This is a genomic window from Flavobacterium hydatis, assembly GCF_000737695.1.
GTDB lineage: Bacteria > Bacteroidota > Bacteroidia > Flavobacteriales > Flavobacteriaceae > Flavobacterium > Flavobacterium hydatis.
Map to the genome: position 1 here is coordinate 141,400 of NZ_JPRM01000006.1, position 22,773 is coordinate 164,172.

General features: G+C 34.0%; 37 protein-coding genes. 1 reads left to right on the forward strand and 36 read right to left on the reverse strand.

Annotation, left to right across the window (positions count from 1 at the left end; genetic code table 11):
• Window positions 1–14 precede the first annotated feature (14 nt).
• The 3 genes from IW20_RS05090 to IW20_RS05100 all read right to left on the reverse strand — a co-directional run bounded on the left by IW20_RS05090 (window position 15) and on the right by IW20_RS05100 (window position 2,098).
• The gene (locus IW20_RS05090) at window positions 15–812 is read right to left on the reverse strand and encodes a polysaccharide biosynthesis/export family protein (protein WP_035619601.1); all 798 of its coding nucleotides are present in this window, start codon (window positions 810–812) and stop codon (window positions 15–17) included.
• A 73-nt stretch (window positions 813–885) separates the two neighbouring features.
• Entirely contained in the window at window positions 886–1,506 is a 621-nt protein-coding gene (recR, locus tag IW20_RS05095) for a recombination mediator RecR (protein WP_035619603.1), read from the reverse strand.
• Between the two features lie 226 nt (window positions 1,507–1,732).
• Window positions 1,733–2,098, reverse strand: a complete 366-nt coding sequence (locus IW20_RS05100) for a CoA-binding protein (protein ID WP_035619605.1) — start codon at window positions 2,096–2,098, stop codon at window positions 1,733–1,735.
• A gap of 154 nt (window positions 2,099–2,252) precedes the next feature.
• Between IW20_RS05100 and IW20_RS05105 the strand changes: the two genes are divergently transcribed.
• Window positions 2,253–2,882 (forward strand): MarC family NAAT transporter, encoded by a 630-nt coding sequence (locus IW20_RS05105; RefSeq protein ID WP_035619608.1) that lies wholly within the window; start codon window positions 2,253–2,255, stop codon window positions 2,880–2,882.
• Window positions 2,883–2,952: 70 nt separating this feature from the next.
• On the opposite strand, the gene ctlX is transcribed toward IW20_RS05105, so the two are convergent.
• The 33 genes from ctlX to rplC all read right to left on the reverse strand — a co-directional run bounded on the left by ctlX (window position 2,953) and on the right by rplC (window position 22,648).
• Complete coding sequence (gene ctlX / locus IW20_RS05110; protein WP_035619609.1) at window positions 2,953–3,888, reverse strand: citrulline utilization hydrolase CtlX; 936 nt, start codon at window positions 3,886–3,888, stop codon at window positions 2,953–2,955.
• A gap of 15 nt (window positions 3,889–3,903) precedes the next feature.
• Window positions 3,904–4,818 (reverse strand): dimethylarginine dimethylaminohydrolase family protein, encoded by a 915-nt coding sequence (locus IW20_RS05115; protein ID WP_035619612.1) that lies wholly within the window; start codon window positions 4,816–4,818, stop codon window positions 3,904–3,906.
• Between the two features lie 68 nt (window positions 4,819–4,886).
• The gene (locus tag IW20_RS05120) at window positions 4,887–6,164 is read right to left on the reverse strand and encodes a citrate synthase (protein WP_035619614.1); all 1,278 of its coding nucleotides are present in this window, start codon (window positions 6,162–6,164) and stop codon (window positions 4,887–4,889) included.
• A 154-nt stretch (window positions 6,165–6,318) separates the two neighbouring features.
• On the reverse strand, window positions 6,319–7,611 hold the full coding sequence (eno, locus tag IW20_RS05125; RefSeq protein ID WP_035619615.1) for a phosphopyruvate hydratase: 1,293 nt from the start codon (window positions 7,609–7,611) through the stop codon (window positions 6,319–6,321).
• Window positions 7,612–7,727: 116 nt separating this feature from the next.
• Window positions 7,728–8,831, reverse strand: a complete 1,104-nt coding sequence (gene carA / locus IW20_RS05130) for a glutamine-hydrolyzing carbamoyl-phosphate synthase small subunit (RefSeq protein ID WP_035619616.1) — start codon at window positions 8,829–8,831, stop codon at window positions 7,728–7,730.
• Between the two features lie 196 nt (window positions 8,832–9,027).
• Complete coding sequence (gene rplQ / locus IW20_RS05135) at window positions 9,028–9,516, reverse strand: 50S ribosomal protein L17 (protein WP_035619618.1); 489 nt, start codon at window positions 9,514–9,516, stop codon at window positions 9,028–9,030.
• A gap of 36 nt (window positions 9,517–9,552) precedes the next feature.
• A complete protein-coding gene (locus tag IW20_RS05140) occupies window positions 9,553–10,545 on the reverse strand; it encodes a DNA-directed RNA polymerase subunit alpha (protein WP_026109818.1) in 993 nt (330 codons plus the stop codon).
• 21 nt (window positions 10,546–10,566) lie between these two features.
• Window positions 10,567–11,172: a 30S ribosomal protein S4 gene (rpsD, locus tag IW20_RS05145; protein WP_035619621.1), complete on the reverse strand. Its 606-nt coding sequence runs from the start codon at window positions 11,170–11,172 to the stop codon at window positions 10,567–10,569.
• Between the two features lie 89 nt (window positions 11,173–11,261).
• Window positions 11,262–11,645: a 30S ribosomal protein S11 gene (gene rpsK / locus IW20_RS05150; RefSeq protein ID WP_007803677.1), complete on the reverse strand. Its 384-nt coding sequence runs from the start codon at window positions 11,643–11,645 to the stop codon at window positions 11,262–11,264.
• Window positions 11,646–11,653: 8 nt separating this feature from the next.
• Window positions 11,654–12,028: a 30S ribosomal protein S13 gene (rpsM, locus tag IW20_RS05155; RefSeq protein WP_035619623.1), complete on the reverse strand. Its 375-nt coding sequence runs from the start codon at window positions 12,026–12,028 to the stop codon at window positions 11,654–11,656.
• A 2-nt stretch (window positions 12,029–12,030) separates the two neighbouring features.
• Window positions 12,031–12,147, reverse strand: coding sequence for a type B 50S ribosomal protein L36 (gene ykgO, locus IW20_RS25730; RefSeq protein ID WP_072945378.1), 117 nt, complete (start codon window positions 12,145–12,147; stop codon window positions 12,031–12,033).
• A gap of 12 nt (window positions 12,148–12,159) precedes the next feature.
• Window positions 12,160–12,375, reverse strand: a complete 216-nt coding sequence (gene infA / locus IW20_RS05160) for a translation initiation factor IF-1 (protein WP_007136545.1) — start codon at window positions 12,373–12,375, stop codon at window positions 12,160–12,162.
• A 7-nt stretch (window positions 12,376–12,382) separates the two neighbouring features.
• Entirely contained in the window at window positions 12,383–13,729 is a 1,347-nt protein-coding gene (gene secY, locus IW20_RS05165) for a preprotein translocase subunit SecY (RefSeq protein ID WP_035619626.1), read from the reverse strand.
• Between the two features lie 12 nt (window positions 13,730–13,741).
• On the reverse strand, window positions 13,742–14,194 hold the full coding sequence (gene rplO, locus IW20_RS05170) for a 50S ribosomal protein L15 (protein ID WP_035619628.1): 453 nt from the start codon (window positions 14,192–14,194) through the stop codon (window positions 13,742–13,744).
• Window positions 14,195–14,205: 11 nt separating this feature from the next.
• The gene (gene rpmD / locus IW20_RS05175; protein WP_017495010.1) at window positions 14,206–14,388 is read right to left on the reverse strand and encodes a 50S ribosomal protein L30; all 183 of its coding nucleotides are present in this window, start codon (window positions 14,386–14,388) and stop codon (window positions 14,206–14,208) included.
• Window positions 14,389–14,400: 12 nt separating this feature from the next.
• Window positions 14,401–14,925: a 30S ribosomal protein S5 gene (gene rpsE / locus IW20_RS05180; protein WP_085950271.1), complete on the reverse strand. Its 525-nt coding sequence runs from the start codon at window positions 14,923–14,925 to the stop codon at window positions 14,401–14,403.
• 3 nt (window positions 14,926–14,928) lie between these two features.
• On the reverse strand, window positions 14,929–15,279 hold the full coding sequence (rplR, locus tag IW20_RS05185; protein WP_035619631.1) for a 50S ribosomal protein L18: 351 nt from the start codon (window positions 15,277–15,279) through the stop codon (window positions 14,929–14,931).
• Between the two features lie 11 nt (window positions 15,280–15,290).
• On the reverse strand, window positions 15,291–15,833 hold the full coding sequence (rplF, locus tag IW20_RS05190; RefSeq protein WP_035619633.1) for a 50S ribosomal protein L6: 543 nt from the start codon (window positions 15,831–15,833) through the stop codon (window positions 15,291–15,293).
• Between the two features lie 18 nt (window positions 15,834–15,851).
• Window positions 15,852–16,250 carry a 30S ribosomal protein S8 gene (gene rpsH, locus IW20_RS05195; protein WP_035619634.1) on the reverse strand — a complete coding sequence of 133 codons (399 nt, stop codon included), beginning with the start codon at window positions 16,248–16,250 and terminating at the stop codon, window positions 15,852–15,854.
• 104 nt (window positions 16,251–16,354) lie between these two features.
• On the reverse strand, window positions 16,355–16,624 hold the full coding sequence (gene rpsN / locus IW20_RS05200; RefSeq protein WP_031456037.1) for a 30S ribosomal protein S14: 270 nt from the start codon (window positions 16,622–16,624) through the stop codon (window positions 16,355–16,357).
• A gap of 3 nt (window positions 16,625–16,627) precedes the next feature.
• The gene (gene rplE / locus IW20_RS05205) at window positions 16,628–17,179 is read right to left on the reverse strand and encodes a 50S ribosomal protein L5 (protein WP_035619635.1); all 552 of its coding nucleotides are present in this window, start codon (window positions 17,177–17,179) and stop codon (window positions 16,628–16,630) included.
• Window positions 17,180–17,181: 2 nt separating this feature from the next.
• The gene (gene rplX, locus IW20_RS05210; RefSeq protein WP_035619636.1) at window positions 17,182–17,496 is read right to left on the reverse strand and encodes a 50S ribosomal protein L24; all 315 of its coding nucleotides are present in this window, start codon (window positions 17,494–17,496) and stop codon (window positions 17,182–17,184) included.
• Between the two features lie 11 nt (window positions 17,497–17,507).
• Window positions 17,508–17,876: a 50S ribosomal protein L14 gene (gene rplN, locus IW20_RS05215; RefSeq protein ID WP_007803649.1), complete on the reverse strand. Its 369-nt coding sequence runs from the start codon at window positions 17,874–17,876 to the stop codon at window positions 17,508–17,510.
• A 2-nt stretch (window positions 17,877–17,878) separates the two neighbouring features.
• Window positions 17,879–18,139 carry a 30S ribosomal protein S17 gene (gene rpsQ, locus IW20_RS05220; protein ID WP_035619637.1) on the reverse strand — a complete coding sequence of 87 codons (261 nt, stop codon included), beginning with the start codon at window positions 18,137–18,139 and terminating at the stop codon, window positions 17,879–17,881.
• Window positions 18,140–18,156: 17 nt separating this feature from the next.
• Entirely contained in the window at window positions 18,157–18,348 is a 192-nt protein-coding gene (gene rpmC, locus IW20_RS05225; protein ID WP_007803639.1) for a 50S ribosomal protein L29, read from the reverse strand.
• A 13-nt stretch (window positions 18,349–18,361) separates the two neighbouring features.
• Complete coding sequence (rplP, locus tag IW20_RS05230) at window positions 18,362–18,787, reverse strand: 50S ribosomal protein L16 (RefSeq protein WP_007803637.1); 426 nt, start codon at window positions 18,785–18,787, stop codon at window positions 18,362–18,364.
• Between the two features lie 19 nt (window positions 18,788–18,806).
• On the reverse strand, window positions 18,807–19,559 hold the full coding sequence (gene rpsC / locus IW20_RS05235) for a 30S ribosomal protein S3 (protein ID WP_035619639.1): 753 nt from the start codon (window positions 19,557–19,559) through the stop codon (window positions 18,807–18,809).
• A gap of 5 nt (window positions 19,560–19,564) precedes the next feature.
• Window positions 19,565–19,978: a 50S ribosomal protein L22 gene (gene rplV / locus IW20_RS05240; protein WP_007803631.1), complete on the reverse strand. Its 414-nt coding sequence runs from the start codon at window positions 19,976–19,978 to the stop codon at window positions 19,565–19,567.
• A gap of 6 nt (window positions 19,979–19,984) precedes the next feature.
• On the reverse strand, window positions 19,985–20,263 hold the full coding sequence (rpsS, locus tag IW20_RS05245; RefSeq protein ID WP_008464288.1) for a 30S ribosomal protein S19: 279 nt from the start codon (window positions 20,261–20,263) through the stop codon (window positions 19,985–19,987).
• Between the two features lie 6 nt (window positions 20,264–20,269).
• Window positions 20,270–21,094 (reverse strand): 50S ribosomal protein L2, encoded by an 825-nt coding sequence (rplB, locus tag IW20_RS05250; RefSeq protein ID WP_035619640.1) that lies wholly within the window; start codon window positions 21,092–21,094, stop codon window positions 20,270–20,272.
• 9 nt (window positions 21,095–21,103) lie between these two features.
• Entirely contained in the window at window positions 21,104–21,394 is a 291-nt protein-coding gene (gene rplW, locus IW20_RS05255) for a 50S ribosomal protein L23 (RefSeq protein WP_017495018.1), read from the reverse strand.
• Window positions 21,395–21,401: 7 nt separating this feature from the next.
• Entirely contained in the window at window positions 21,402–22,031 is a 630-nt protein-coding gene (rplD, locus tag IW20_RS05260) for a 50S ribosomal protein L4 (protein ID WP_035619641.1), read from the reverse strand.
• Window positions 22,031–22,648 (reverse strand): 50S ribosomal protein L3, encoded by a 618-nt coding sequence (gene rplC / locus IW20_RS05265; RefSeq protein WP_035619642.1) that lies wholly within the window; start codon window positions 22,646–22,648, stop codon window positions 22,031–22,033. Before rplC ends, rplD begins: the two co-directional genes overlap by 1 nt.
• Window positions 22,649–22,773: the final 125 nt, after the last annotated feature.

Genomic DNA, 22,773 nt, shown 5'->3' on the forward strand with positions numbered 1-22,773 from the left:
CTATTAGTAGGTTTTTAAAGTTTTAAAAGTAAAAATGTAGTTGTTGCCAAAGAAATTATCGTAATTATTGTTCCTATAGACTCTATTCCTGTTTTACCTGTTCCCCAAGTTTTTTGCTTAAGTGGTTTTACATATATATAGTCATTTGGCTGCAAATAGTAGTAAGGAGATTTCATTACATTAAGATCAGTAAGATCTATATCGTGCATTTCGACTCCTGTAGGTGATTGACGAATTATGGTAACTGCCTTTCTGTTTCCTGTAATTGTAATATCGCCAGAGTTAGCGATAGCTTGCATTACATTTACATTTTGCTGAAAAAGTGTTTTGGTACCTGGAGATCCTATTTCTCCATTTACTGTATATCTAAAACCAGCAAGCTTTACTGTAACAAAAATATTAGCCTCTGCTTTAAAATGTTCATCTAATAATTGTTTCTCAATTTTAATACGCACTTCTTCAAGTGTATATCCCATAACATTGATTTCTCCTAGAATTGGCATTCTAATATTTCCATGATCATCTACCGTAAAACCATCAAAATACAAACCTGCCTCTGAACGCGCAGAATTTTGTCCGCTTACTTTTTCTGTAGTATTAAAAATTGCAACTAATTTGGGATCAATAGCTTTTATATCAATGCTTAAAACATCATTTGTTTGCAAACGATATGGTTTTGATTCTACAGCGGCAATATTACTTTCTGTTCCAGTTGCTCCTTTATCTTGTAAATAAACTAAATCATTTAATGGTATACAAGAAGTGAAAAGTGCTCCAATAAGCAGCAACAGATAAAAAGAGTTTTTGTTCATTTGTAGAATTTTAACAGCAAATATAGCTTTTCATTTACTATTTAGAAAATATCGATTTTGATTAAAGAATCAGTTAATGATTTTTGAAGGTTTTTTCGAATGGAACTCTTTGTAATATGCTTCGCCCAAGAGTAACTTCATCTGCATATTCTAGTTCATCACCCACTGCAATTCCCCGTGCGATTGTTGAGATTATGATATCAACATCGGCTATTTGTTTGTAGATATAAAAATTGGTAGTATCTCCTTCCATAGTCGAGCTTAAAGCAAATATGATTTCATTTACTCCTCCAAGTTTTACCTTTTCGACTAAACTAGTTATATTTAACTGACTTGGCCCTACTCCTTCTATAGGCGAAATTTTCCCTCCCAAAACATGGTAAATACCTTTGTATTGACCCGTATTTTCTATTGCCATTACATCACGAATATCTTCGACTATGCAAATAGTTTGATGATTTCTGGATGTATTGGCACAAATTTCACAAACTGCAACATCGGAAATATTATGACAGCTTTCGCAAAATTTAATATCGGCACGCATTGTTGTAAGTGCTTCGGCTAAAAATCCTGTTTGCTCTTTAGGTTGCTTTAATAAGTGCAAAACCAATCGCAAAGCTGTGCGCTTACCTATTCCTGGTAATTGCGACATCTCGTTGACTGCTTTTTCTATTAATTTTGAAGAAAATTCCATGAGGGCAAAAATACTAAATTTGCGGGTTTACCCGACTTTTGTTTATAAAAATCAGAAGTTTAAAATGTTTTAAGTATTACATTTTGAAACTAATTATTACTATTGTCTATTTTCGGGTCTAGCCCAGATAAAAGCGACATCCTTTTTCTGGTTTTTTCTACCAGAAAAAGATATAGCGGATAGCTGGAAATAGCTCCTAAAAACAATAATTGCTTATTTTATAAAACTAATATTGATTTGTAGTTAGTAAAACCAATGTACATGCTACTTCAGCTTTAATATTATTAAGTTCTAACAATTGATATAATTCTGGATTTTCGGTTCCTGGGTTAAAAATTACTCGTCTAGGTTTAGCTTCTACGATGTAATTGTAATAATCACGCTGACGTGCCGGATTTAAATACAAAGTTATTGTATCGATATTTTTAAGCGGAATAGCTTTTGTATGTATTTTTACTCCCGCAACTTCTCCAGTATTTTGACCAATTGCCAATACTGTATGTCCTTTTTCTACTAATTTATTTATGGCTAAAAAAGCGTATCTATCAGGTTTTGTAGTTGCTCCAAGCACTACTGTTTTTTTATTTTTCATTGTCTTAATTGTATTATACAAAAGTAATCAAAAAGGCTTAGCTCTTGATTGATTTAAAAAGTTTAGTTATTTTTCAATAAAAACAAGAATCCGCTGATTAAACTGTAATCATATCTTTGAAAAAGACTATTTTTACAATACTAAACCAGACTTTATGGATCTATTTATTTACTTATTTGCCGCTCTTTTTTCGGTATTAAACCCAATAGGAACTGTTCCTATCTTTGTAGGATTAACACAGCACGACTCTAAGAAAGAGCGTTCCAGAATTTCTTTATGGACTGCGATAAATGTTTTCCTAATTTTAATTGTTTCGTTTTTTGTCGGACAATACATGCTGACTTTTTTCGGGATTAGTATCGATGCTCTTCGTATTGCTGGAGGAATTATAATTGTAAACTCCGGATTCTCATTACTTTCAGGTAAATTCAACAAGAAAAGAGGTATAAATAAAAAGATAGAAACTGATGCTCAACAAAGAAATGACATCGCTCTTACACCATTAGCAATACCTATGCTTGCTGGTCCTGGGTCGATATCTTTGTTAATTGCTTTTTACCAAGAACACCACCAAACTACCGAAGTTATAATAGGCTCTCTTGCAATTCTAGCAATTGCTTTTGTAATTTTCATTATTCTTAGGAGTGCACATTATCTTGCCAAAATCCTAGGTGCTTCTGGTATTGTTGCAATTTCTAGGATTGTAGGCTTTATTGTAATTGCTATTGGAATACAATATATAGTAAGTGCTATTATAAATATAATTAAAGTGAATTTAATGTAATTTTAATTTCGCTGAAAACCAAAAAAAGGGATAAATATTAATTTATCCCTTTTTTTATAATTCTATTTTATCATGCTCTTGGCAAAAACACTTCTGCCATCATACATCTTGCACTTCCTCCGCCACAAGCCTCGATGGTATCTAAACTTGAACTTAAAATTTCAGCATGATTTTCTAATTGCGAAATTTGTTTTGGGGTTAAACTTTGATGTGCTGAAGCACTCATTACAATATATTTCTTATCATTTGTACCACGAACTTCAAGCATATTTCCTGCAAAATTATTTACTTGAGCTTCTGTAATTAAGATTACTTCTTTTTTATCGGCTTTAAGATTTTCAAGAACCATTTTACGTTCTTTTTTATCATCGATACAATCAGCACAAATTACAGCAAACGTTTCTCCTAAACACATCATAACGTTTGTATGATAAATTAACTTTCGCTCTCCGTTAACAGTTTGGAATGCTTCAAAAATAACTGGTGCGTAATCAAAATCTTCGCAAAATTCTATGAATAACTCTTCATCTGCTCTTGGCGATAAGGCGCAATATGCTTTTCCATTTGCTCTATCCAAAAGTAAACTTCCTGTTCCCTCTAGGAAAAATCCATCTTCTTCTGCCGATGTATAATCGACTATATTATTTATTTCGAATCCTTTTTCTTCTAGCATATCTAAGATATCCTCACGACGCTCCTGACGACGATTTTCTGCAAACATAGGATACAATGCCACATCTCCATTTTCATGAAAAGAAACCCAGTTATTTGGGAATATACTATCTGGTGTATCAGGATTTAGAGTATCTTCTACAACGGTTACATCTACTCCAACTGCTCTTAACTTCTCAACAAAAGTATCAAACTCTTGTTGTGCCTTAGCATTTACTGTTGCTGGTAAAAGTCCGTCTAACACTTTTTGATAATAATTATTTACTGCCGTTTGCTCATTCATACGGAATGCCACTGGGCGAATCATTACTATTGCGTTTGTAGTTTGTTTCATTTTTTTGATATTAAATTAATCTCGAATTAATGGTAATGTTGAACATCTCAATAATCCTTCTTGCTTAGCTATTTCGGCATATGGAATTTCTTCTACAACAAACCCATTACTTCTTAGCCAATTATTTAATCTTGTAAAATTTTTCTCAGACACAACAACATTTGTATCTATCGAGAAAACATTCGAATTCATACAATACATTTCTTCTCTCTCGATATGAAATAAATTTTCTTTACCAAAAAGATTTACTAGATATCTATAATCGGCTTCTTCACGAAATCCTCTTCTATAAATAATCCCCTTATCTTTTCCTACCGGCTGAAAACAACAATCAAGATGCAAAGCATTATCACGAGCTTCGATTTTAGATTTAACTAAATCAAACTCTTTTACTGTTTTATTAGGAAATAAATTTCTGATAAATTCAACTCCATGCATATTTGTTCTCGCAGTAATATAATCTTTATAGTCACTTCCTTTGTAAGTCCCTATAAATATATGATCATTCCAAAGCATAACATCTCCTCCTTCTATATGTACTTCTTCGGGTGGACGAACTACTTTATTAGGATCCATTTGATCTATTATGTATTGGATTGCATCCAACTCACGTTCTCTATCAGGTAAAATATTTGATTTTACAAAAACATCATCTATCACAAAACCAATATCTCTAGCGAAAATTTGGTTGTAATTTTCAATCATTTCTGGACGAAAAACTGTCACATTGTATTTTTGAAGTACTGCATTAAAAGCTTCCATTTCGGCAACCATATCAGACTCTACTGGATAAGTTCCTGCCTTAATATGCTCCAATGATTTCGGATCATACGCTTCCTCAATAGTTGGCGTAGGTCCGTTATGAACTGCAGATCCCAAAACTACTGCCCGTAATCTTGATGTTTCGTTCTTTACATTTAATTGTAACATATTCTATTATTTGATTTCGACAAAGATAAAAAAAAGCTTCACAGTTAAGTGAAGCTTTAAATTGAATTTTATTTATTCGATTTGAATTCTCTTAAAGGATGACCTGTATATATTTGTCTAGGTCGACCGATTGGTTCTTTATTTTCACGCATTTCTTTCCATTGCGCAATCCAACCTGGTAATCTTCCGATAGCAAACATAACTGTAAACATATCAGTAGGAATTCCTAATGCTCTGTAAATGATTCCTGAGTAGAAATCTACGTTAGGATATAAACTTCTTGATTTAAAATACTCATCTTCAAGAGCTGCTGCTTCAAGTTTTTTAGCTATTGCTAAAATTGGATCATCAACACCTAATGTATTTAAAACTTCATCTGCAGCTTTCTTAATAATTCTAGCTCTTGGATCAAAGTTTTTGTAAACTCTATGACCAAATCCCATTAAACGGAATGGATCATTTTTATCTTTGGCTTTCGCCATGAATTTATCTGTATCTCCACCGTCTTTATTGATCTCTTCTAGCATTTCAAGAACTGCTTGATTTGCACCTCCGTGAAGTGGCCCCCAAAGTGCAGAAACTCCAGCAGAAATCGAAGCAAACAAACCAGCATGAGAAGAACCAACCATTCTTACTGTAGATGTAGAACAATTTTGCTCATGATCTCCATGTAAAATGAATAATTTATCTAATGCATTAACAACGATAGGATTTGCTGAGTAAGGTCCTGTAGGCAATTTAAACATTAATTGCATAAAGTTCTCAACATATCCTTTTGTATTATCATAGTAGTTTAATGGGTAACCCATTGTTTTTCTATAAGTCCATGTAGCAATAACAAGAAACTTAGCTATAGTTTTACAGATAGCCTCATACATTTCTTTTTCATTTTCTACATTCACTGCTTTTGGATTAAAAGCTGTTAAAGCGCTTGTCAAAGCAGACAAAACACCCATAGGATGAGCAGTTTTTGGGAAACCGTCAATGATGTTTTTCATTTCTTCGTTTACCAAAGTATGCTTTTTAATATCAGCATCAAATTGTGCTAATTGTTGAGCAGTTGGTAATTCTCCAAAAATTAAAAGGTAAGACACCTCAGGAAAACTTGCTTGCTCAGCTAAGTCTTCGATAGAATATCCTCTATAACGTAAAATTCCTAATTCTCCATCTAAGAAAGTAATCTCACTTGTGCAAGAACCTGAGTTTTTATATCCTGGGTCAAGTGTAATGAAGCCAGTTAAATCACGTAATTTGTTAATATCGACAGCAGATTCATTTTCGCTTCCAGTTATAACCGGAAGTTCAATTTTCTTACCATCTACTTCTAGGGTAGCTATTTTTGACATAATATAATCGGAAATAAATCTTTTAAATAATAATTTATCAAATCTAAGGAATTTAAGACTAACTAAAAAAGGAATCTTGCTATGAATTTGTTAAAACTCAAAAAAAAAGCCATTCGTTTTCACGAATGGCTCAAAGTAATATATAATCTTACAATTATTTTATTTTAAAAGCTTTTAATCCTGGGAAATAAGCAGTAGTCCCTAGTTCTTCTTCAATTCTTAACAATTGATTGTATTTAGCCATACGATCCGAACGAGAAGCCGAACCTGTCTTAATTTGACCACAGTTTAATGCAACTGCTAAATCTGCAATTGTATTATCTTCTGTTTCTCCCGAACGGTGAGACATTACTGAAGTATAACCTGCATTTTTAGCCATATTAACAGCAGCAATAGTTTCTGTTAATGTTCCAATTTGGTTTACTTTAATAAGAATAGAATTTGCTATTCCTTTTTCGATTCCTGTAGATAAACGCTCAACATTAGTTACAAACAAATCATCACCTACTAATTGTACTTTATGTCCAATTTTCTCGGTAAGTAATTTCCATCCATCCCAGTCGTTTTCATCCATTCCATCTTCGATAGAAATAATTGGGTATTTAGCTACTAATTCAGCTAAATAATCAACTTGCTCAGCAGATGTTCTTACTTTTCCAGTTTCTCCCTCAAATTTTGAGTAATCATATTTACCGTTTACATAAAATTCAGCAGAAGCACAGTCAAGAGCAATCATAATTTCGTCACCAAAAGTATATCCTGCATTTTCAACCGCTTTTTTAATAGTATCCAAAGCGTCTTCTGTACCTCCTGGCAAGTTTGGAGCAAAACCTCCTTCATCACCTACAGCTGTACTTAATCCTCTGTCATGTAACACTTTTTTCAAGCTATGGAAAATTTCAGTTCCCATTTGCATAGAGTGTGAAAACGAAGTTGCTTTTACTGGAAAAATCATAAATTCTTGAAAAGCAATCGGAGCATCAGAATGAGAACCTCCATTGATGATATTCATCATTGGAACTGGTAATGTATTTGCAGAAACTCCACCTACATATCTATATAAAGGCAATCCTAATTCATTAGCCGCAGCTTTTGCAGCTGCAAGAGAAACACCTAAAATAGCATTTGCTCCTAATTTAGATTTATTTGGAGTTCCGTCTAAATCAATCATAGTTTGATCAATAACATTTTGTTCAAAGACAGAAATACCAATTAACTCTTCAGCAATAATAGTATTTACATTTTTCACTGCATTCAAAACTCCTTTACCTAAAAAAGCTTTTCCACCATCACGTAACTCAACCGCTTCATGCTCTCCAGTAGAAGCTCCAGATGGAACTGCTGCTCTTCCTAAAACTCCGTTTTCTGTAACTACATCAACTTCAATAGTAGGATTACCTCTAGAATCAAAAATTTGTCTTGCGTGAATTTTTATTATAATACTCATTATTTCTATTTTTTATTATTAAATTATAAATATTTTTCGAAATTATAAAAATATCTGACACTAAATAAGTTCCTTAGCAATAAAATACTTTTATTTATTAACTCAATCGTTTTAGTTTAATTCCCTTTTATATTCTCAATAAATTGATCGAATAAATAAGAAGAATCATGAGGACCAGGACTAGCTTCAGGATGATATTGTACAGAGAAACAGTTTTTGTTTTTCATACGCATACCAGCCACAGTTTCGTCATTAAGATGCAAGTGGGTAATCTCTAAATCTGGATGATTATCTAATTGCTCTTTATTAACAGCGAAACCATGATTTTGAGAAGTGATCTCCCCTTTTCCTGTAATGATGTTTTTAACTGGATGGTTTATCCCGCGGTGTCCATTAAACATTTTATAAGTAGAAACTCCATTTGCCAAAGCAATAACTTGGTGTCCTAAACAGATACCGAACAATGGTTTATCATTTGCCAATATGTCTTTTGCAACTTCTATTGCACCAAATAAAGGATCTGGATCACCAGGACCGTTTGACAAGAAGTACCCATCTGGATTAAATGCTGATAAATCTTTAAAAGTAGAGTCGTATGGAAAAACCTTAATATAGCAATCTCTTTTTGCAAGATTACGTAAGATGTTCTTTTTAATTCCTAAATCTAAAGCAGATATTTTATAAGTAGCATTCTCATCTCCATAAAAATAAGGCTCTTTTGTCGAAACCTTAGACGCCAATTCCAAACCTTCCATATTCGGAACATTTGCCAATGCTATTTTTAAATCTTCAATAGAAGTTCCGTCTGTACATATAACAGCGTTCATTGCTCCGTTATCTCTAATATAACTCACCAATGCTCTTGTATCAACATCAGAGATACAAATAAGATTTTCTTTTATAAAATAAGACTCCAAACTCTCTGTAGCATCTTCGCGAGAATAATTGAAGCTAAAGTTTTTACAAACCAATCCAGAAATTTTAATGCTATCTGACTCTACTTCAGAATCATTTACACCATAATTTCCAATATGTGCATTGGTTGCAACCATAATCTGACCAAAATAAGAAGGATCAGTAAAAATCTCCTGATATCCTGTCATTCCGGTATTAAAGCAAACTTCACCAAAAGTAGTACCACTGATTCCGATTGATTTTCCGTGAAAAATTGTTCCGTCACTTAGTAAAAGAATAGCGCTTTGTCGTGTTGTGTATTTCATTTGTAATTAGATATTTTGCAAATTTAATTTTTTAAAAGAGCGAGTGCAAGGTTTTTTAAAAAATTCATCTCTAAAAATAAAACCCTAAGAAGCCAAAGTGTTAGATTATTGTATTTTTAGATTAGAAAAAACAAAAAAAAAGGATAAACTAGTAACTAGTTTATCCTTAATTCTTATTGAATGATTATCTTCATAATTATTCAGAAGCTTCAGTTGTCGTTTCTGTATCAGCAGCAGGAGCTTCAGAAGTCTCTTCAGCTTTCTTTGCTTTTCCACCACGACGGCTTTTTGCTTTTTTAACTTCTTTTTTACCTCCATTGTAAAGTTCATTGAAATCAACAAGTTCGATCATCGCCATATCAGCGTTATCTCCCAAACGATTTCCAACTTTAATGATACGAGTGTATCCACCTGGACGGTCTCCTACTTTAGCAGCTACATCTCTGAACAAGTCAGTTACAGCATATTTGCTACGTAAGTATGCAAAAACAATACGACGGTTGTGAGTCGTATCTTCTTTTGATTTTGTGATTAAAGGCTCAACGAATTGTTTAAGCGCTTTAGCTTTAGCAACAGTAGTGTTAATACGTTTGTGCTCAATAAGAGAACAAGCCATATTAGCTAACATAGCTTTTCTATGTCCAGTCTGTCTGCTTAAGTGATTGAATTTTTTTCCGTGTCTCATTGCTATGTTAAATTTAACTCGCCAAGGCGAATTAGATTATTCTTTATCTAGTTTGTATTTAGCTAAATCCATCCCGAAAGTTAAATTCTTAACTGCAACAAGTTCATCAAGTTCAGTTAAAGATTTTTTACCAAAATTACGGAATTTCATTAGGTCATTTTTATTGAACGATACTAAATCACCAAGTGTATCAACTTCAGCCGCTTTCAAGCAATTTAATGCTCTCACAGATAAATCCATATCAACAAGCTTAGTTTTAAGCAATTGTCTCATATGTAATGACTCTTCATCATACGATTCTGTTTGTGCAATTTCGTCAGCCTCGAGTGTAATTCTTTCGTCAGAGAATAACATGAAGTGGTGAATTAAAACTTTAGCAGCTTCAGTTAGAGCATCTTTAGGATTAATAGATCCATCAGTTTTTATTTCAAAAACTAATTTCTCGTAATCTGTCTTTTGCTCAACACGGAAGTTTTCAATTGCGTATTTTACATTTTTTACCGGAGTAAAAATTGAATCTGTAAAAATAGTTCCAATTGCAGCATTCTGTTTTTTGTTCTCCTCAGCAGGTACGTATCCTCTACCTTTTTCGATAGTTAAATCGAAATTCAGTTTAATTTTACTATCTAAATTACAGATAACAAGATCTGGGTTCAGAACTTGGAAACCTGAAATAAATTTTTGAAAATCACCTGCTGTTAATTGATCTTTACCAGAAACAGAAATAGTAACTGCTTCATTATCGATATCTTCAATTTGACGCTTGAAACGAACTTGTTTAAGATTAAGGATAATTTCGGTAACATCTTCAACAACACCTGAGATAGTAGAAAACTCATGATCTACACCTTCAATGCGAACAGATGTAATTGCATAACCTTCTAATGCTGAAAGCAAAACTCTTCTAAGTGCATTACCAACAGTCAATCCATAACCAGGTTCTAAAGGTCTAAATTCGAATTTACCTTCAAAATCGGTTGAATCGATCATGATAACTTTATCGGGCTTTTGAAAATTAAATATTGCCATAAATTTCGACTAAGTCAATTATTATTTGTTGTACAACTCTACGATTAATTGTTCTTTAATGTTTTCTGGAATTTGAAGTCTCGCAGGTACAGAAACAAAAGTTCCTTCTTTAAGATCATTGTTCCAAGTAATCCATTCATAAACATGACTTGAATTTGATAAAGAACGTTCGATAGCCTCTAAAGATTTAGATTTTTCACGAACAGCAACTTTATCACCAGGCTTAAGGTGGTAAGAAGGAATATTAACAACTTCACCATTTACAGTAACGTGTCTGTGAGATACAATCTGACGTGCACCTCTTCTAGAAGGAGCGATACCCATTCTAAAAACTACGTTATCTAATCTTGCTTCACATAATTGTAATAAAACTTCACCAGTAACTCCTTTAGTAGCTGATGCTTTTTCGAATAAATTTCTGAATTGTTTTTCTAAAATTCCGTAAGAATATTTAGCTTTTTGCTTTTCCATTAACTGAACAGCATACTCAGATTTTTTTCCTCTTTTTTTAGCCATCCCGTGTTGTCCAGGTGGGTAATTTCTTTTTTCGAAAGATTTATCATCTCCGAAGATTGCTTCGCCAAATTTACGAGCGATTCTTGTACTAGGACCAGTATATCTTGCCATTTTAAATTGTTTAAGATTGAGATTATGAATTCAGGTCTTATCCTTCGATAATCTATATTCAATCTAGGTTATACTATAATTTTTGAGTATTAAACTCTACGTCTTTTAGGAGGACGACATCCGTTGTGAGGCATTGGAGTAACATCGATAATCTCAGTAACTTCAATTCCACCGTTATGAATAGAACGGATAGCAGACTCACGTCCGTTTCCTGGTCCTTTTACATAAACCTTAACTTTTTTAAGTCCTGCCTCAAGAGCTACTTTACTACAATCTTCTGCTGCCATTTGAGCTGCATACGGAGTGTTCTTTTTAGAACCTCTGAAACCCATTTTACCAGCTGAAGACCAAGAAATAACTTCACCTTTCTTATTAGTCAAAGAAATGATAATGTTGTTGAAAGTGGCAGAAATATGAGCTTCACCCGTTGATTCAACGATAACTTTACGTTTTTTTGCAGTTGCTTTAGCCATATTACTTATTATTTAGTTGCTTTTTTCTTGTTAGCAACAGTTTTTCTTTTACCTTTTCTTGTTCTAGAGTTGTTTTTAGTTCTTTGTCCTCTTAACGGAAGACCAGATCTATGACGGATACCTCTATAACAACCAATATCCATTAAACGCTTGATGTTCAAAGAAACTTCAGAACGTAATTCTCCTTCAATTTTGAAAACTGATACTGCCTCACGAATTGCTCCGATCTCATCATCATTCCATTCTTGAACTTTTTTATCTTGGCTTACTTGAGCTTTCTCTAAAATCTCAATAGCTCTACTTCTTCCTAATCCAAAGATATAGGTAAGTGCTATAACACCTCTCTTATTTTTTGGGATATCTACCCCTGCTATTCTTGCCATAATTATCCTTGTCTTTGTTTAAATCTAGGATTCTTTTTGTTTATTACGTACAATCTCCCTTTTCTACGCACAATGATGCACTCGGGACTTCTCTTTTTTACTGATGCTCTAACTTTCATAGTGAATATCCTTTAATATCTATAAGTAATTCTTGCTTTTGACAAGTCGTAAGGGCTCATTTCCAGTTTCACCTTATCACCAGGTAATAATTTGATATAATGCATACGCATTTTTCCAGAAATATGAGCGATTACTATATGTCCATTTTCTAATTCTACACGGAACATCGCATTTGACAATGCTTCAATGATTGATCCGTCTTGTTCTATTGCTGATTGTTTTGCCATATAAAAATTAAGCTACTGCTTTTCTATTTTTACCAGTCTTCATTAAACCATCATAATGTTTGTTTAATAAATATGAGTTAATTTGTTGAATAGTATCTATTGCAACACCAACCATAATTATTAACGAGGTACCTCCAAAAAACATTGCCCAAGATTGTTGTACATCCATAAAACTTACAACAATAGCCGGGAACACAGCAATCAAAGCAAGGAATAAAGATCCTGGGAAAGTTATTAAAGACATCACTTTATCAAGATAATCTGAAGTCTCAACACCTGGTCTAACACCTGGAATGAAACCACCACTTCTCTTTAAATCATCAGACATCTTATTAGTAGGTACTGTAATTGCAGTATAAAAGAAAGTAAATACAACTATTAAAGTTGCAAATACAAAGTTATACCAGAATCCAAACATATTACTAAAAGCACCAACAATTGATTGTGATGTATCTGATTTTGATAATCCGGCTACAGCTGCAGGAATAAACATAATTGCTTGTGCAAAAATGATTGGCATAACCCCAGAAGCATTAAGCTTAAGTGGAATCCATTGTCTATTTCCTCCCATCAAATCTTGCTCATAATCTCCTGAAGTAGTACGACGAGCGTATTGAACTGGAATTTTACGAACTGCCATAATCAACAGTACACAAGAAATAATAACTAATAACCAAATAATAATTTCGATAACTAATAACATTGGTCCTCCATTGTTATTTGTAACTCTGGTTGTAAATTCTTGAATAAAAGCTTGTGGAAAACGAGCTAATATACCAACCATAATCAACAATGAAATTCCATTTCCAATACCCTTATCTGTAATTTTCTCTCCTAACCACATGGCAAAAATTGTACCTGTAACTAAGATTATCACAGAAGAAAATAAAAACTCAAAAGAATTAAAACCTAGTAAGAATGCACTACTAGGTAATGTTCTATATAAATTATAGATATAAGTTGGTCCTTGAACTAGTGTAATAACAATAGTCAACCAACGTGTTATCTGATTAATTTTTTTTCTACCACTCTCTCCATCATTTTGAAGTTTTTGTAAATACGGAATCGCAATTCCCATTAACTGTACAACAATAGACGCAGAAATATAAGGCATAATACCTAAAGCAAAAACTGAAGCTTTAGAGAATGCACCTCCGGTGAACATGTCTAGAATAGATCCTAAACCATTTTTTGTTTGTCCCGCTAAACCAGTCAATTGCGTTGCATCAATTCCAGGAAGCGTAACGTGTGCTCCAAAACGATATACTAAAAGAAGACCTAAAGTAATTAAGATTCTATTTTTTAGTTCTTCGATTTTCCAAACATTACTTATTGATTCAATAAATTTCTTCATACAATAGAAAAATTATATTGTTACAGCCTCTCCACCAGCAGCTTCAATAGCAGCTTTTGCAGTAGCAGTAAATTTGTGAGCAGTTACTTTTAATTTTGCTTTCAATTCTCCTCTACCTAAAATCTTAACGATTTCATTTTTGGTAGCTAGACGATTAGCTACATAAACTGCCATATCAACAGAATCTGTAACAATACCATTGTCTACTAATAATTGAAGCGTATCTAAATTTACACCTTCGTATTCTTTACGGTTGATGTTTGTGAAACCGAACTTAGGTACACGTCTTTGAAGTGGCATTTGCCCTCCTTCAAAACCAATCTTTTTAGAATAACCAGAACGAGATTTTGCTCCTTTGTGACCTCTTGCAGCAGTGCCACCTTTTCCAGAACCTTCTCCTCTACCTAATCTTTTATTTTGATTGTGCGTTGATCCTTCAGCTGGTTGTAAGTTACTTAAATTCATAACAGTATTTGTTATTTAGCTTCTTCAACAGAAACTAAGTGTTTAACTTTGTTTATCATCCCAAGGATAGCAGGATTTGAATCATGCTCTACAACTTGTCCCATTTTACGTAGACCTAAAGCTTCCAAACCTCTTTTTTGAGAAAGAGGACAGTTGATTTTGCTTCTTACTTGTTTTACTAATAATTTAGCCATAATTTCCTTGAATTAACCTTTAAAAACTTTTTCTAAAGAAACACCTCTTTGTTTTGCAACAGTATAAGCGCTTCTCATTTGTAATAAAGCATCAAAAGTTGCTTTCACTACGTTATGAGGATTTGATGATCCTTGAGATTTAGATAATACATCGTGAATACCTACTGACTCAAGAACTGAACGAACAGCTCCACCAGCAATAACTCCTGTACCATGAGACGCAGGAATTAAGAATACACGTGCACCACCAAATTTACCTTTTTGTTCGTGAGGAACAGATTGTCCATTCAAAGGAATTTTTACTAAATTTTTCTTAGCATCTTCTACTGCTTTCGCAATTGCTTCAGAAACGTCTTTAGATTTTCCTAATCCGTGACCAACTACTCCATTTTCATCACCTACAACTACAATAGCAGAAAAACCGAAAGCTCTACCACCTTTTGTAACTTTAGTAACACGATTAACACTTACCAGACGATCTTTAAGTTCAAGACCACTTGGTTTTACCAATTCTACATTTTTGTATTTAGACATAATATATTAGAATTTAAGTCCAGCCGCTCTTGCGCCTTCTGCTAATGATTTAATACGACCGTGATATAAGTATCCTCCTCTATCGAAAGTTACTGCATCAATTCCAGCTTTTAACGCTTTCTCTGCAACTAGTTTTCCAACTGCATTTGCAATTTCTACGTTCGTACCTTTACCTATTTCTTTTTCTCTTGAAGAGGCAGCTAATAAAGTAACTCCGTTTACATCATCAATAAGTTGTGCGTAAATTTCTTTGTTACTTCTAAATACAGATAGTCTTGGCTTAGTAGCAGAACCACTAATCGTTTTTCTAATTCTGAATTTAATTCTCTGTCTTCTATCAGATTTTGTTAATGACATAATCTTATTTTTTAAGCTGATTTACCTGCTTTTCTTCTTAATACTTCACCTACAAATTTAACACCTTTTCCTTTATATGGCTCTGGCTTACGGAAACCTCTGATTTTCGCAGCTACTTGACCTAAAAGTTGTTTATCTAATGATGTTAATTTTACGATAGGGTTCTTACCTTTTTCAGAGATTGTTTCTAAAACTACTTCAGGAGCAATTTCCAAAACAATATTGTGAGAATATCCAAGAGCTAAATCTAACTTTTGTCCTTGATTAGAAGCTCTATAACCAACTCCAACCAATTCTAAAGACTTAGTAAACCCTTCATTTACACCAACAATCATGTTATTGATTAATGATCTGTAAAGTCCGTGTTTTGCTCTGTGATCTTTATGATCAGACGATCTTTCTACTTGAACTTGATCGCCTTCAACTTTTACAGTTACGTCCGAGAACTCCTGTGTAAGCTGACCGTTTTTTCCTTTTACTGTAATAATACCGTCTTTAACTTCTACAGTTACTCCAGCAGGGATTACAATTGGATTTTTACCTATTCTTGACATCTTATATAGTCTTTATAATTAGTATACGTAACAAATTACTTCACCACCTACATTTAATTGCTTAGCTTGTTTTCCAGTCATCAAACCTTTTGATGTAGAAACAATAGCAATTCCTAATCCGTTAAGGATTCTAGGTAAATTAGAAGCACCTGCATATTTACGCAAACCTGGTTTACTAATTCTTTGGATATCTTTAATTACTGACTCTTTAGTATCTTTATCATACTTCAAAGCAATTTTGATTGAACCCTGAACAGCGTTGTCCTCAAATTTGTAACTTAAGATATAACCTTGATCGAATAAGATCTTAGTTATTTCTTTTTTTAGATTAGATGCTGGAATCTCAACAACTTTGTGGTTTGCAGCCACAGCGTTACGAACTCTAGTCAAATAATCTGCAATAGGATCTGTATACATATGTATTTGATTGCGATTATGGTTTTCGGGAGACACTCGTCTCCCGAACCTTTAATCAATTAAAATTATTTTTTGGTTTGCAAAAGTAATAACTTATTGCGAGATTACCAAGACGCCTTTTTAACTCCAGGAATTAATCCATTATTAGCCATCTCACGGAAAGTTACACGCGAAATACCAAATTGACGAATATAACCTCTTGGTCTACCTGTTAATTTACAACGGTTGTGCAAACGAACTGGTGAAGCATTTTTAGGTAATTTTTGTAAGCCTTCGTAATCTCCAGCTTCTAATAAAGCTTTTCTTTTCTCAGCGTACTTAGCTACCGTTTTCTCTCTTTTCACCTCACGGGCTTTCATTGATTCTTTAGCCATGTCTTAATTCTTTTTAAAAGGTAATCCTAATTCAGCCAATAATGACTTTGCTTCCTTGTCTGTTTGAGCAGTAGTAACAAAAGTAATATCCATTCCTGAAATTTTGTTTACTTTGTCAATATCAATTTCTGGGAAAATGATTTGCTCTAAAACTCCAAGATTATAATTACCTCTTCCGTCAAAACCTGTAGCTTTAATACCACTAAAATCTCTAACGCGCGGTAAAGCAGAAGTAATAAGTCTATCTAAAAACTCATACATTCTCTCACCACGTAAAGTAACTTTTGCTCCAATAGGCATCCCTTTTCTCAATTTAAAAGACGCAACGTCTTTCTTAGAAATTGTAGATACTGCTTTTTGTCCAGTGATCTTTGTTAACTCATCAACCGCATAGTCAATAAGTTTTTTATCAGATACAGCTGCACCAACTCCACGGCTCAAAACGATTTTTTCAAGTTTAGGAACTTGCATTACGTTTGTATATCCGAATTCTTCTTTAAGAGCAGAGATTACTCTACTCTTATATTCTTCTTTTAGTCTAGGTGTATATGCCATTACTATAGTACTTGATTAGATTTTTTTGAAAATCTTACTTTCTTATCTCCTTCTACTCTAATACCAACTCTAGTTGCTTCCTTAGTTTTAGGATCAATAAGAGAAATGTTAGATATTTGTATAGAAGCTTCTTTCTTAACGATACCACCTTGAGGGTTTTTAGCACTTGGTTTTGTATGTTTCGAAACCATGTTTACACCTTCAACTATCGCTTTATTTTTTTCACGGTATACACGTAAAACTTTACCTTCTGACCCTTTATGATCACCAGCAATTACTCTTACGATGTCACCTGATTTTATTTTTAGCTTTATCATCTTAAAACGAATTAAAGCACTTCTGGTGCTAATGATACAATTTTCATGAATTGTTTTTCACGAAGTTCTCTTGCTACCGGACCAAAAACACGAGTTCCTCTCATTTCACCAGCAGCATTTAATAACACACATGCGTTGTCATCAAATCTGATGTATGAACCATCGGCTCTTCTCACTTCTTTTTTGGTACGTACAACAACTGCAGTTGAAACAGCTCCTTTTTTCACGTTTCCGTTTGGAGTTGCATCTTTGATAGAAACTACAATCTTGTCACCAACAGAGGCATACCTTCTTTTGGTACCTCCTAAAACACGGATAGTTAAAACTTCTTTAGCTCCTGTGTTATCTGCTACTTTTAGTCTTGATTCTTGTTGTACCATAATTATTTAGCTCTTTCAATGATTTCAACTAATCTCCAACATTTTGATTTACTCAAAGGACGCGTTTCGCTAATTCTTACAGTATCTCCAATGTTACAGTCGTTTGTTTCGTCGTGTGCAACGTATTTCTTTGTTTTCAACACGAACTTACCGTATAATGGGTGTTTTACTTTTCTTACTTCAGCAACAACGATAGATTTCTCCATTTTGTTAGAAGTAACAACACCAATTCTTTCTTTTCTTAAATTTCTTTTTTCTTCCATCTTTCAGCAGAATACAATTATTGTAACTCTCTTTTAGTTAGCTCTGTAGCCAATCTTGCAACTGTTCTTCTTACACTTCTAATTTGAAGTGGATTCTCAATTGGAGAAATAGCGTGGGCCATTTTTAGGTCAGCATATATCTTCTTAGTTTGACTAAGTTTTTCTTGCAACTCCGCTGCAGAAAGATCTTTTATTTCTGATTGTTTCATAATATATTATAAATTATGCTTCGAAATCTCTAGCAACGACGAACTTAGTTTTTACTGGAAGCTTTTGAGCTGCAAGACGTAACGCCTCTTTTGCAACTGACAAAGGAACTCCTCCAACTTCAAACATAATTCTTCCGGGTTTAACAACGGCAGCCCAATATTCAACGGCACCTTTACCTTTACCCATACGTACCTCAAGAGGCTTCTTAGTAATTGGTTTGTCTGGAAATATTTTGATCCATAATTGTCCTTCTCTCTTCATGAAACGAGTTGCAGCGATACGCGCAGCTTCGATTTGACGAGAGGTTAAGAACATTCCATCTTCATGTACAGATTTAATACCAAACATTCCATTAGAAAGTTCATGCCCTCTTTGAGAGTTACCTTTCATTTTACCTTTTTGTACCTTACGGTATTTTGTTCTTTTAGGCTGTAACATTTTTCTTTAGTTTAAAAATTTACTTTCTTTTACGAGCGTCTGGTTTTGAACCTTTATTAAAGTTAGATTTGCCACGAGGAGCATCTCCACCTTTACCGCCACCAGCTTGTTTTTTATCCATTCCAGCAAGCGGAGAAAGATCTCTCTTTCCATAAACTTCACCTTTCATGATCCACACTTTAATTCCCATTCTACCATAAGTAGTATGAGCTTCTGCAAGTGCATAATCAATATCAGCTCTGAAAGTTGATAGAGGAATTCTACCTTCTTTGAAACCTTCTGAACGCGCCATTTCAGCTCCATTCAAACGACCAGAAATCAAAACTTTGATACCTTCAGCGTTCATACGCATAGAAGCAGCAATAGCCATTTTGATTGCACGTCTGTAAGAAATACGACTTTCTATTTGACGAGCGATGCTTGTCGCCACAAGATAAGCATCTAATTCAGGTCTTTTAATTTCAAAGATGTTAATTTGAACCTCTTTGTCAGTAATTTTTTTAAGTTCTTCTTTTAACTTGTCTACCTCTTGTCCACCTTTCCCGATAATAATACCAGGTCTTGCAGTAGTGATAGTAACGGTTACAAGTTTCAAAGTTCTCTCGATGATTACTTTTGATACACTAGCTTTTGATAAACGAGCGTGGATATACTTTCTGATTTTGTGATCTTCGGCAAGTTTATCACCGTAATCATTTCCACCATACCAGTTTGAGTCCCACCCTCTGATGATACCAAGTCTATTTCCAATTGGATTTGTCTTTTGTCCCATGCTGTTTAAGAATTGCTTTGTGTGTTATTGATAGCTCCAAGCACGATTGTTACGTGGTTAGAACGTTTTCTTATTCTGTGTGCACGACCTTGAGGTGCTGGACGAAGTCTTTTCAACATCATTCCTCCATCTACTCTGATCTCTTTAACAAATAATCCAGCTTCTTCTAAATTACCTTCACTATTTTTTTGCTCCCAGTTGTTGATTGCAGATAATAATAGTTTTTCTAATTTTCTTGAAGCTTCTTTAGAACTAAATCTTAAGATGTTAAGTGCTCTTTCTACCTTCTGACCTCTTACCAAGTCCGCTACTAAGCGCATTTTTCTAGGTGAAGTAGGGCAGTTATTCAATTTTGCGAAAGCAATAGACTTATTAGCCTCTTTTCTCGCATCTGCTGTTTCTCTTTTACGAACTCCCATTGCTTCTTATTTTTTACCTTTATTTTTTGCTCCAGCATGACCTCTAAAAGATCTAGTTGGTGAAAATTCTCCTAATTTGTGACCTACCATGTTTTCTGTTACGTAAACTGGTACAAATTGACGACCGTTATGAACTGCGATAGTTTGTCCAACGAAATCTGGAGTAATCATTGAAGCTCTAGACCAAGTCTTTACAACTGCATTTTTACCACTTTCTACGTTTTCTTGAACTTTCTTGTCTAACTTATAATGAACGAAAGGTCCTTTTTTTAATGAACGTGCCATATCTTATTATTTCTTTCTACGTTCTACGATATACTTGTTACTCGGGTTTTTCTTAGAACGAGTTCTATAACCTTTAGCTGGTATTCCATTTCTTGAACGTGGATGTCCACCAGAAGAACGTCCTTCTCCACCACCCATTGGGTGATCAACAGGGTTCATTGCAACAGGTCTTGTTCTAGGTCTTCTTCCTAACCATCTTGTTCTACCTGCTTTACCAGATACAACTAATTGGTGGTCTGAATTAGATACTGCTCCAATTGTAGCTGCACAAGTTAACAAAATTAATCTTGTTTCACCTGATGGCATTTTAATTGTAGCATATTTTCCATCTCTTGCCATTAATTGAGCAAATGTTCCAGCTGAACGAGCAATTACAGCTCCTTGACCTGGTCTCAATTCGATACAAGAAATAACAGTTCCTAAAGGAATTCTGCTTAAAGGCAATGTGTTACCAATTTCTGGTTGAGATTCTGGACCAGAAACTAATTTCTGACCAACTTTCAATCCATTTTGTGCGATAACATAAGTTTTCTCTCCATCAGCATAAGCTAACAAAGCGATAAATGCAGTACGATTTGGATCATATTCGATTGATTTCACAGTAGCCGGAATTCCTTCTTTTGTACGTTTGAAATCAATAATACGATATCTCTGCTTGTGACCACCACCCGTATAACGCATGGTCATCTTTCCTTGACTATTTCTACCTCCAGAGTTTTTTATCGGCGCTATCAAAGAGCGTTCCGGCTTATCAGTTGTAATGGCGTCATAACCATTCACAACTCTAAATCGCTGACCTGGGGTAATAGGTTTTAATTTTCTTACTGACATTTTTCTATCTTAGATATTGTTGTAAAAATCAATTGTTTCTCCTTCTTGTACTTGAACAATTGCTTTTTTGATTGCATTTGTCTTTCCGCTGATCAAACCACTTTTCGTGTATTTTGTAGTTCTATCCGGTCTTACGTTCATCGTGTTAACTGAAACGATAGTTACTCCATAAGCAGCTTCAACAGCTTTCTTAATCTGAACTTTGTTTGCTTTTTTATCAACAACGAATCCGAAGCGGTTTAAAACTTCACTTTCCTTGGTTACTTTTTCAGTTACTATAGGTCTAATTATGATACTCATACTCCTATTATTTGCTTAAATTTTCTTCAATTACCTCTAAAGAACTCTCTAAAAGCACTAAATTATTAGCGTTTAGAATCGCGTAAGTACTTAATTCGTAACTACTTACAACATTAGAAGCCTTTAAATTGCGTGACGACAAATATACATTTTTATTCGACTCTCCCAACACAAATAAAGATTTTTTATTTTCTAACCCTAAAGCTTTCAAAACATTAATGAAATTTTTAGTGTTTGGAGTTTCAAAATTAAAGTCTTCTAAAACAACAATACTTGCTTCTTTTGCTTTAATTGAGAAAGCAGATTTTCTTGCCAATCTCTTTAAGTTTTTGTTCAATTTGAATGAATAACTTCTTGGTCTTGGTCCGAAAACTGTTCCACCGCCTTTAAACAAAGGGTTTTTAATACTACCCGCACGAGCAGTACCAGTTCCTTTTTGTTTTTTAATCTTACGTGTACTTCCCGCTACTTCAGCTCTTTCTTTAGCTTTGTGAGTACCTTGTCTTTGATTAGCTAAATATTGCTTAACATCAAGATATACAGCGTGATTATTTGGTTCAATTGCGAATACTGAATCAGAAAGTTGAACTTTTCTACCAGTATCTTTTCCGTTGAAATCTAATACTTTTACTTCCATTACTTCTGAATGATTACATAAGAGTTGTTATGACCAGGAACACATCCTTTAATAACTAGTAAGTTCTTTTCAGCAACTACTTTTAAAACTCTAAGGTTTTGAACTTTTACATTGTCTCCTCCCATTCTTCCAGCCATACGCATTCCTTTGAATACTCTAGATGGATAAGAAGAAGCTCCCACAGAACCTGGCGCTCTTAAACGGTTGTGTTGACCGTGAGTTGCCTGACCAACACCACCAAAACCGTGACGTTTTACAACCCCTTGAAAACCTTTACCTTTAGACACACCTTGTACATCTACAAATTCTCCTTCAGAAAAAATAGAAACATCAATAAGATCTCCTAATTTTTGCTCTGTTGCGAAATCTTGGAATTCAACGACTTTTTTCTTAGCTACAGTTCCAGCTTTCTTAAAGTGACCTAAAGCCGCTTTTGTGGAATGTTTCTCGTTTTTGTCATCGAAACCTAGTTGCAACGCTTCATACCCGTCAACACCTTTGGTTCTGACTTGGGTAACAACACATGGACCAGCTTCGATTACTGTACAAGGAATATTTTTCCCGTTTTCATCAAAAATACTTGTCATGCCGATTTTTCTACCAATTAACCCAGACATAAATATTAATTATTAATTATTAAATATAAATATAGAACGCAGCTTTTAAACCGAATCCTATTTTTTAAGAGGTGCAAAAGTATAACTTATTTACACACAAACCAAAAAAAATATTTTTCGTCTAA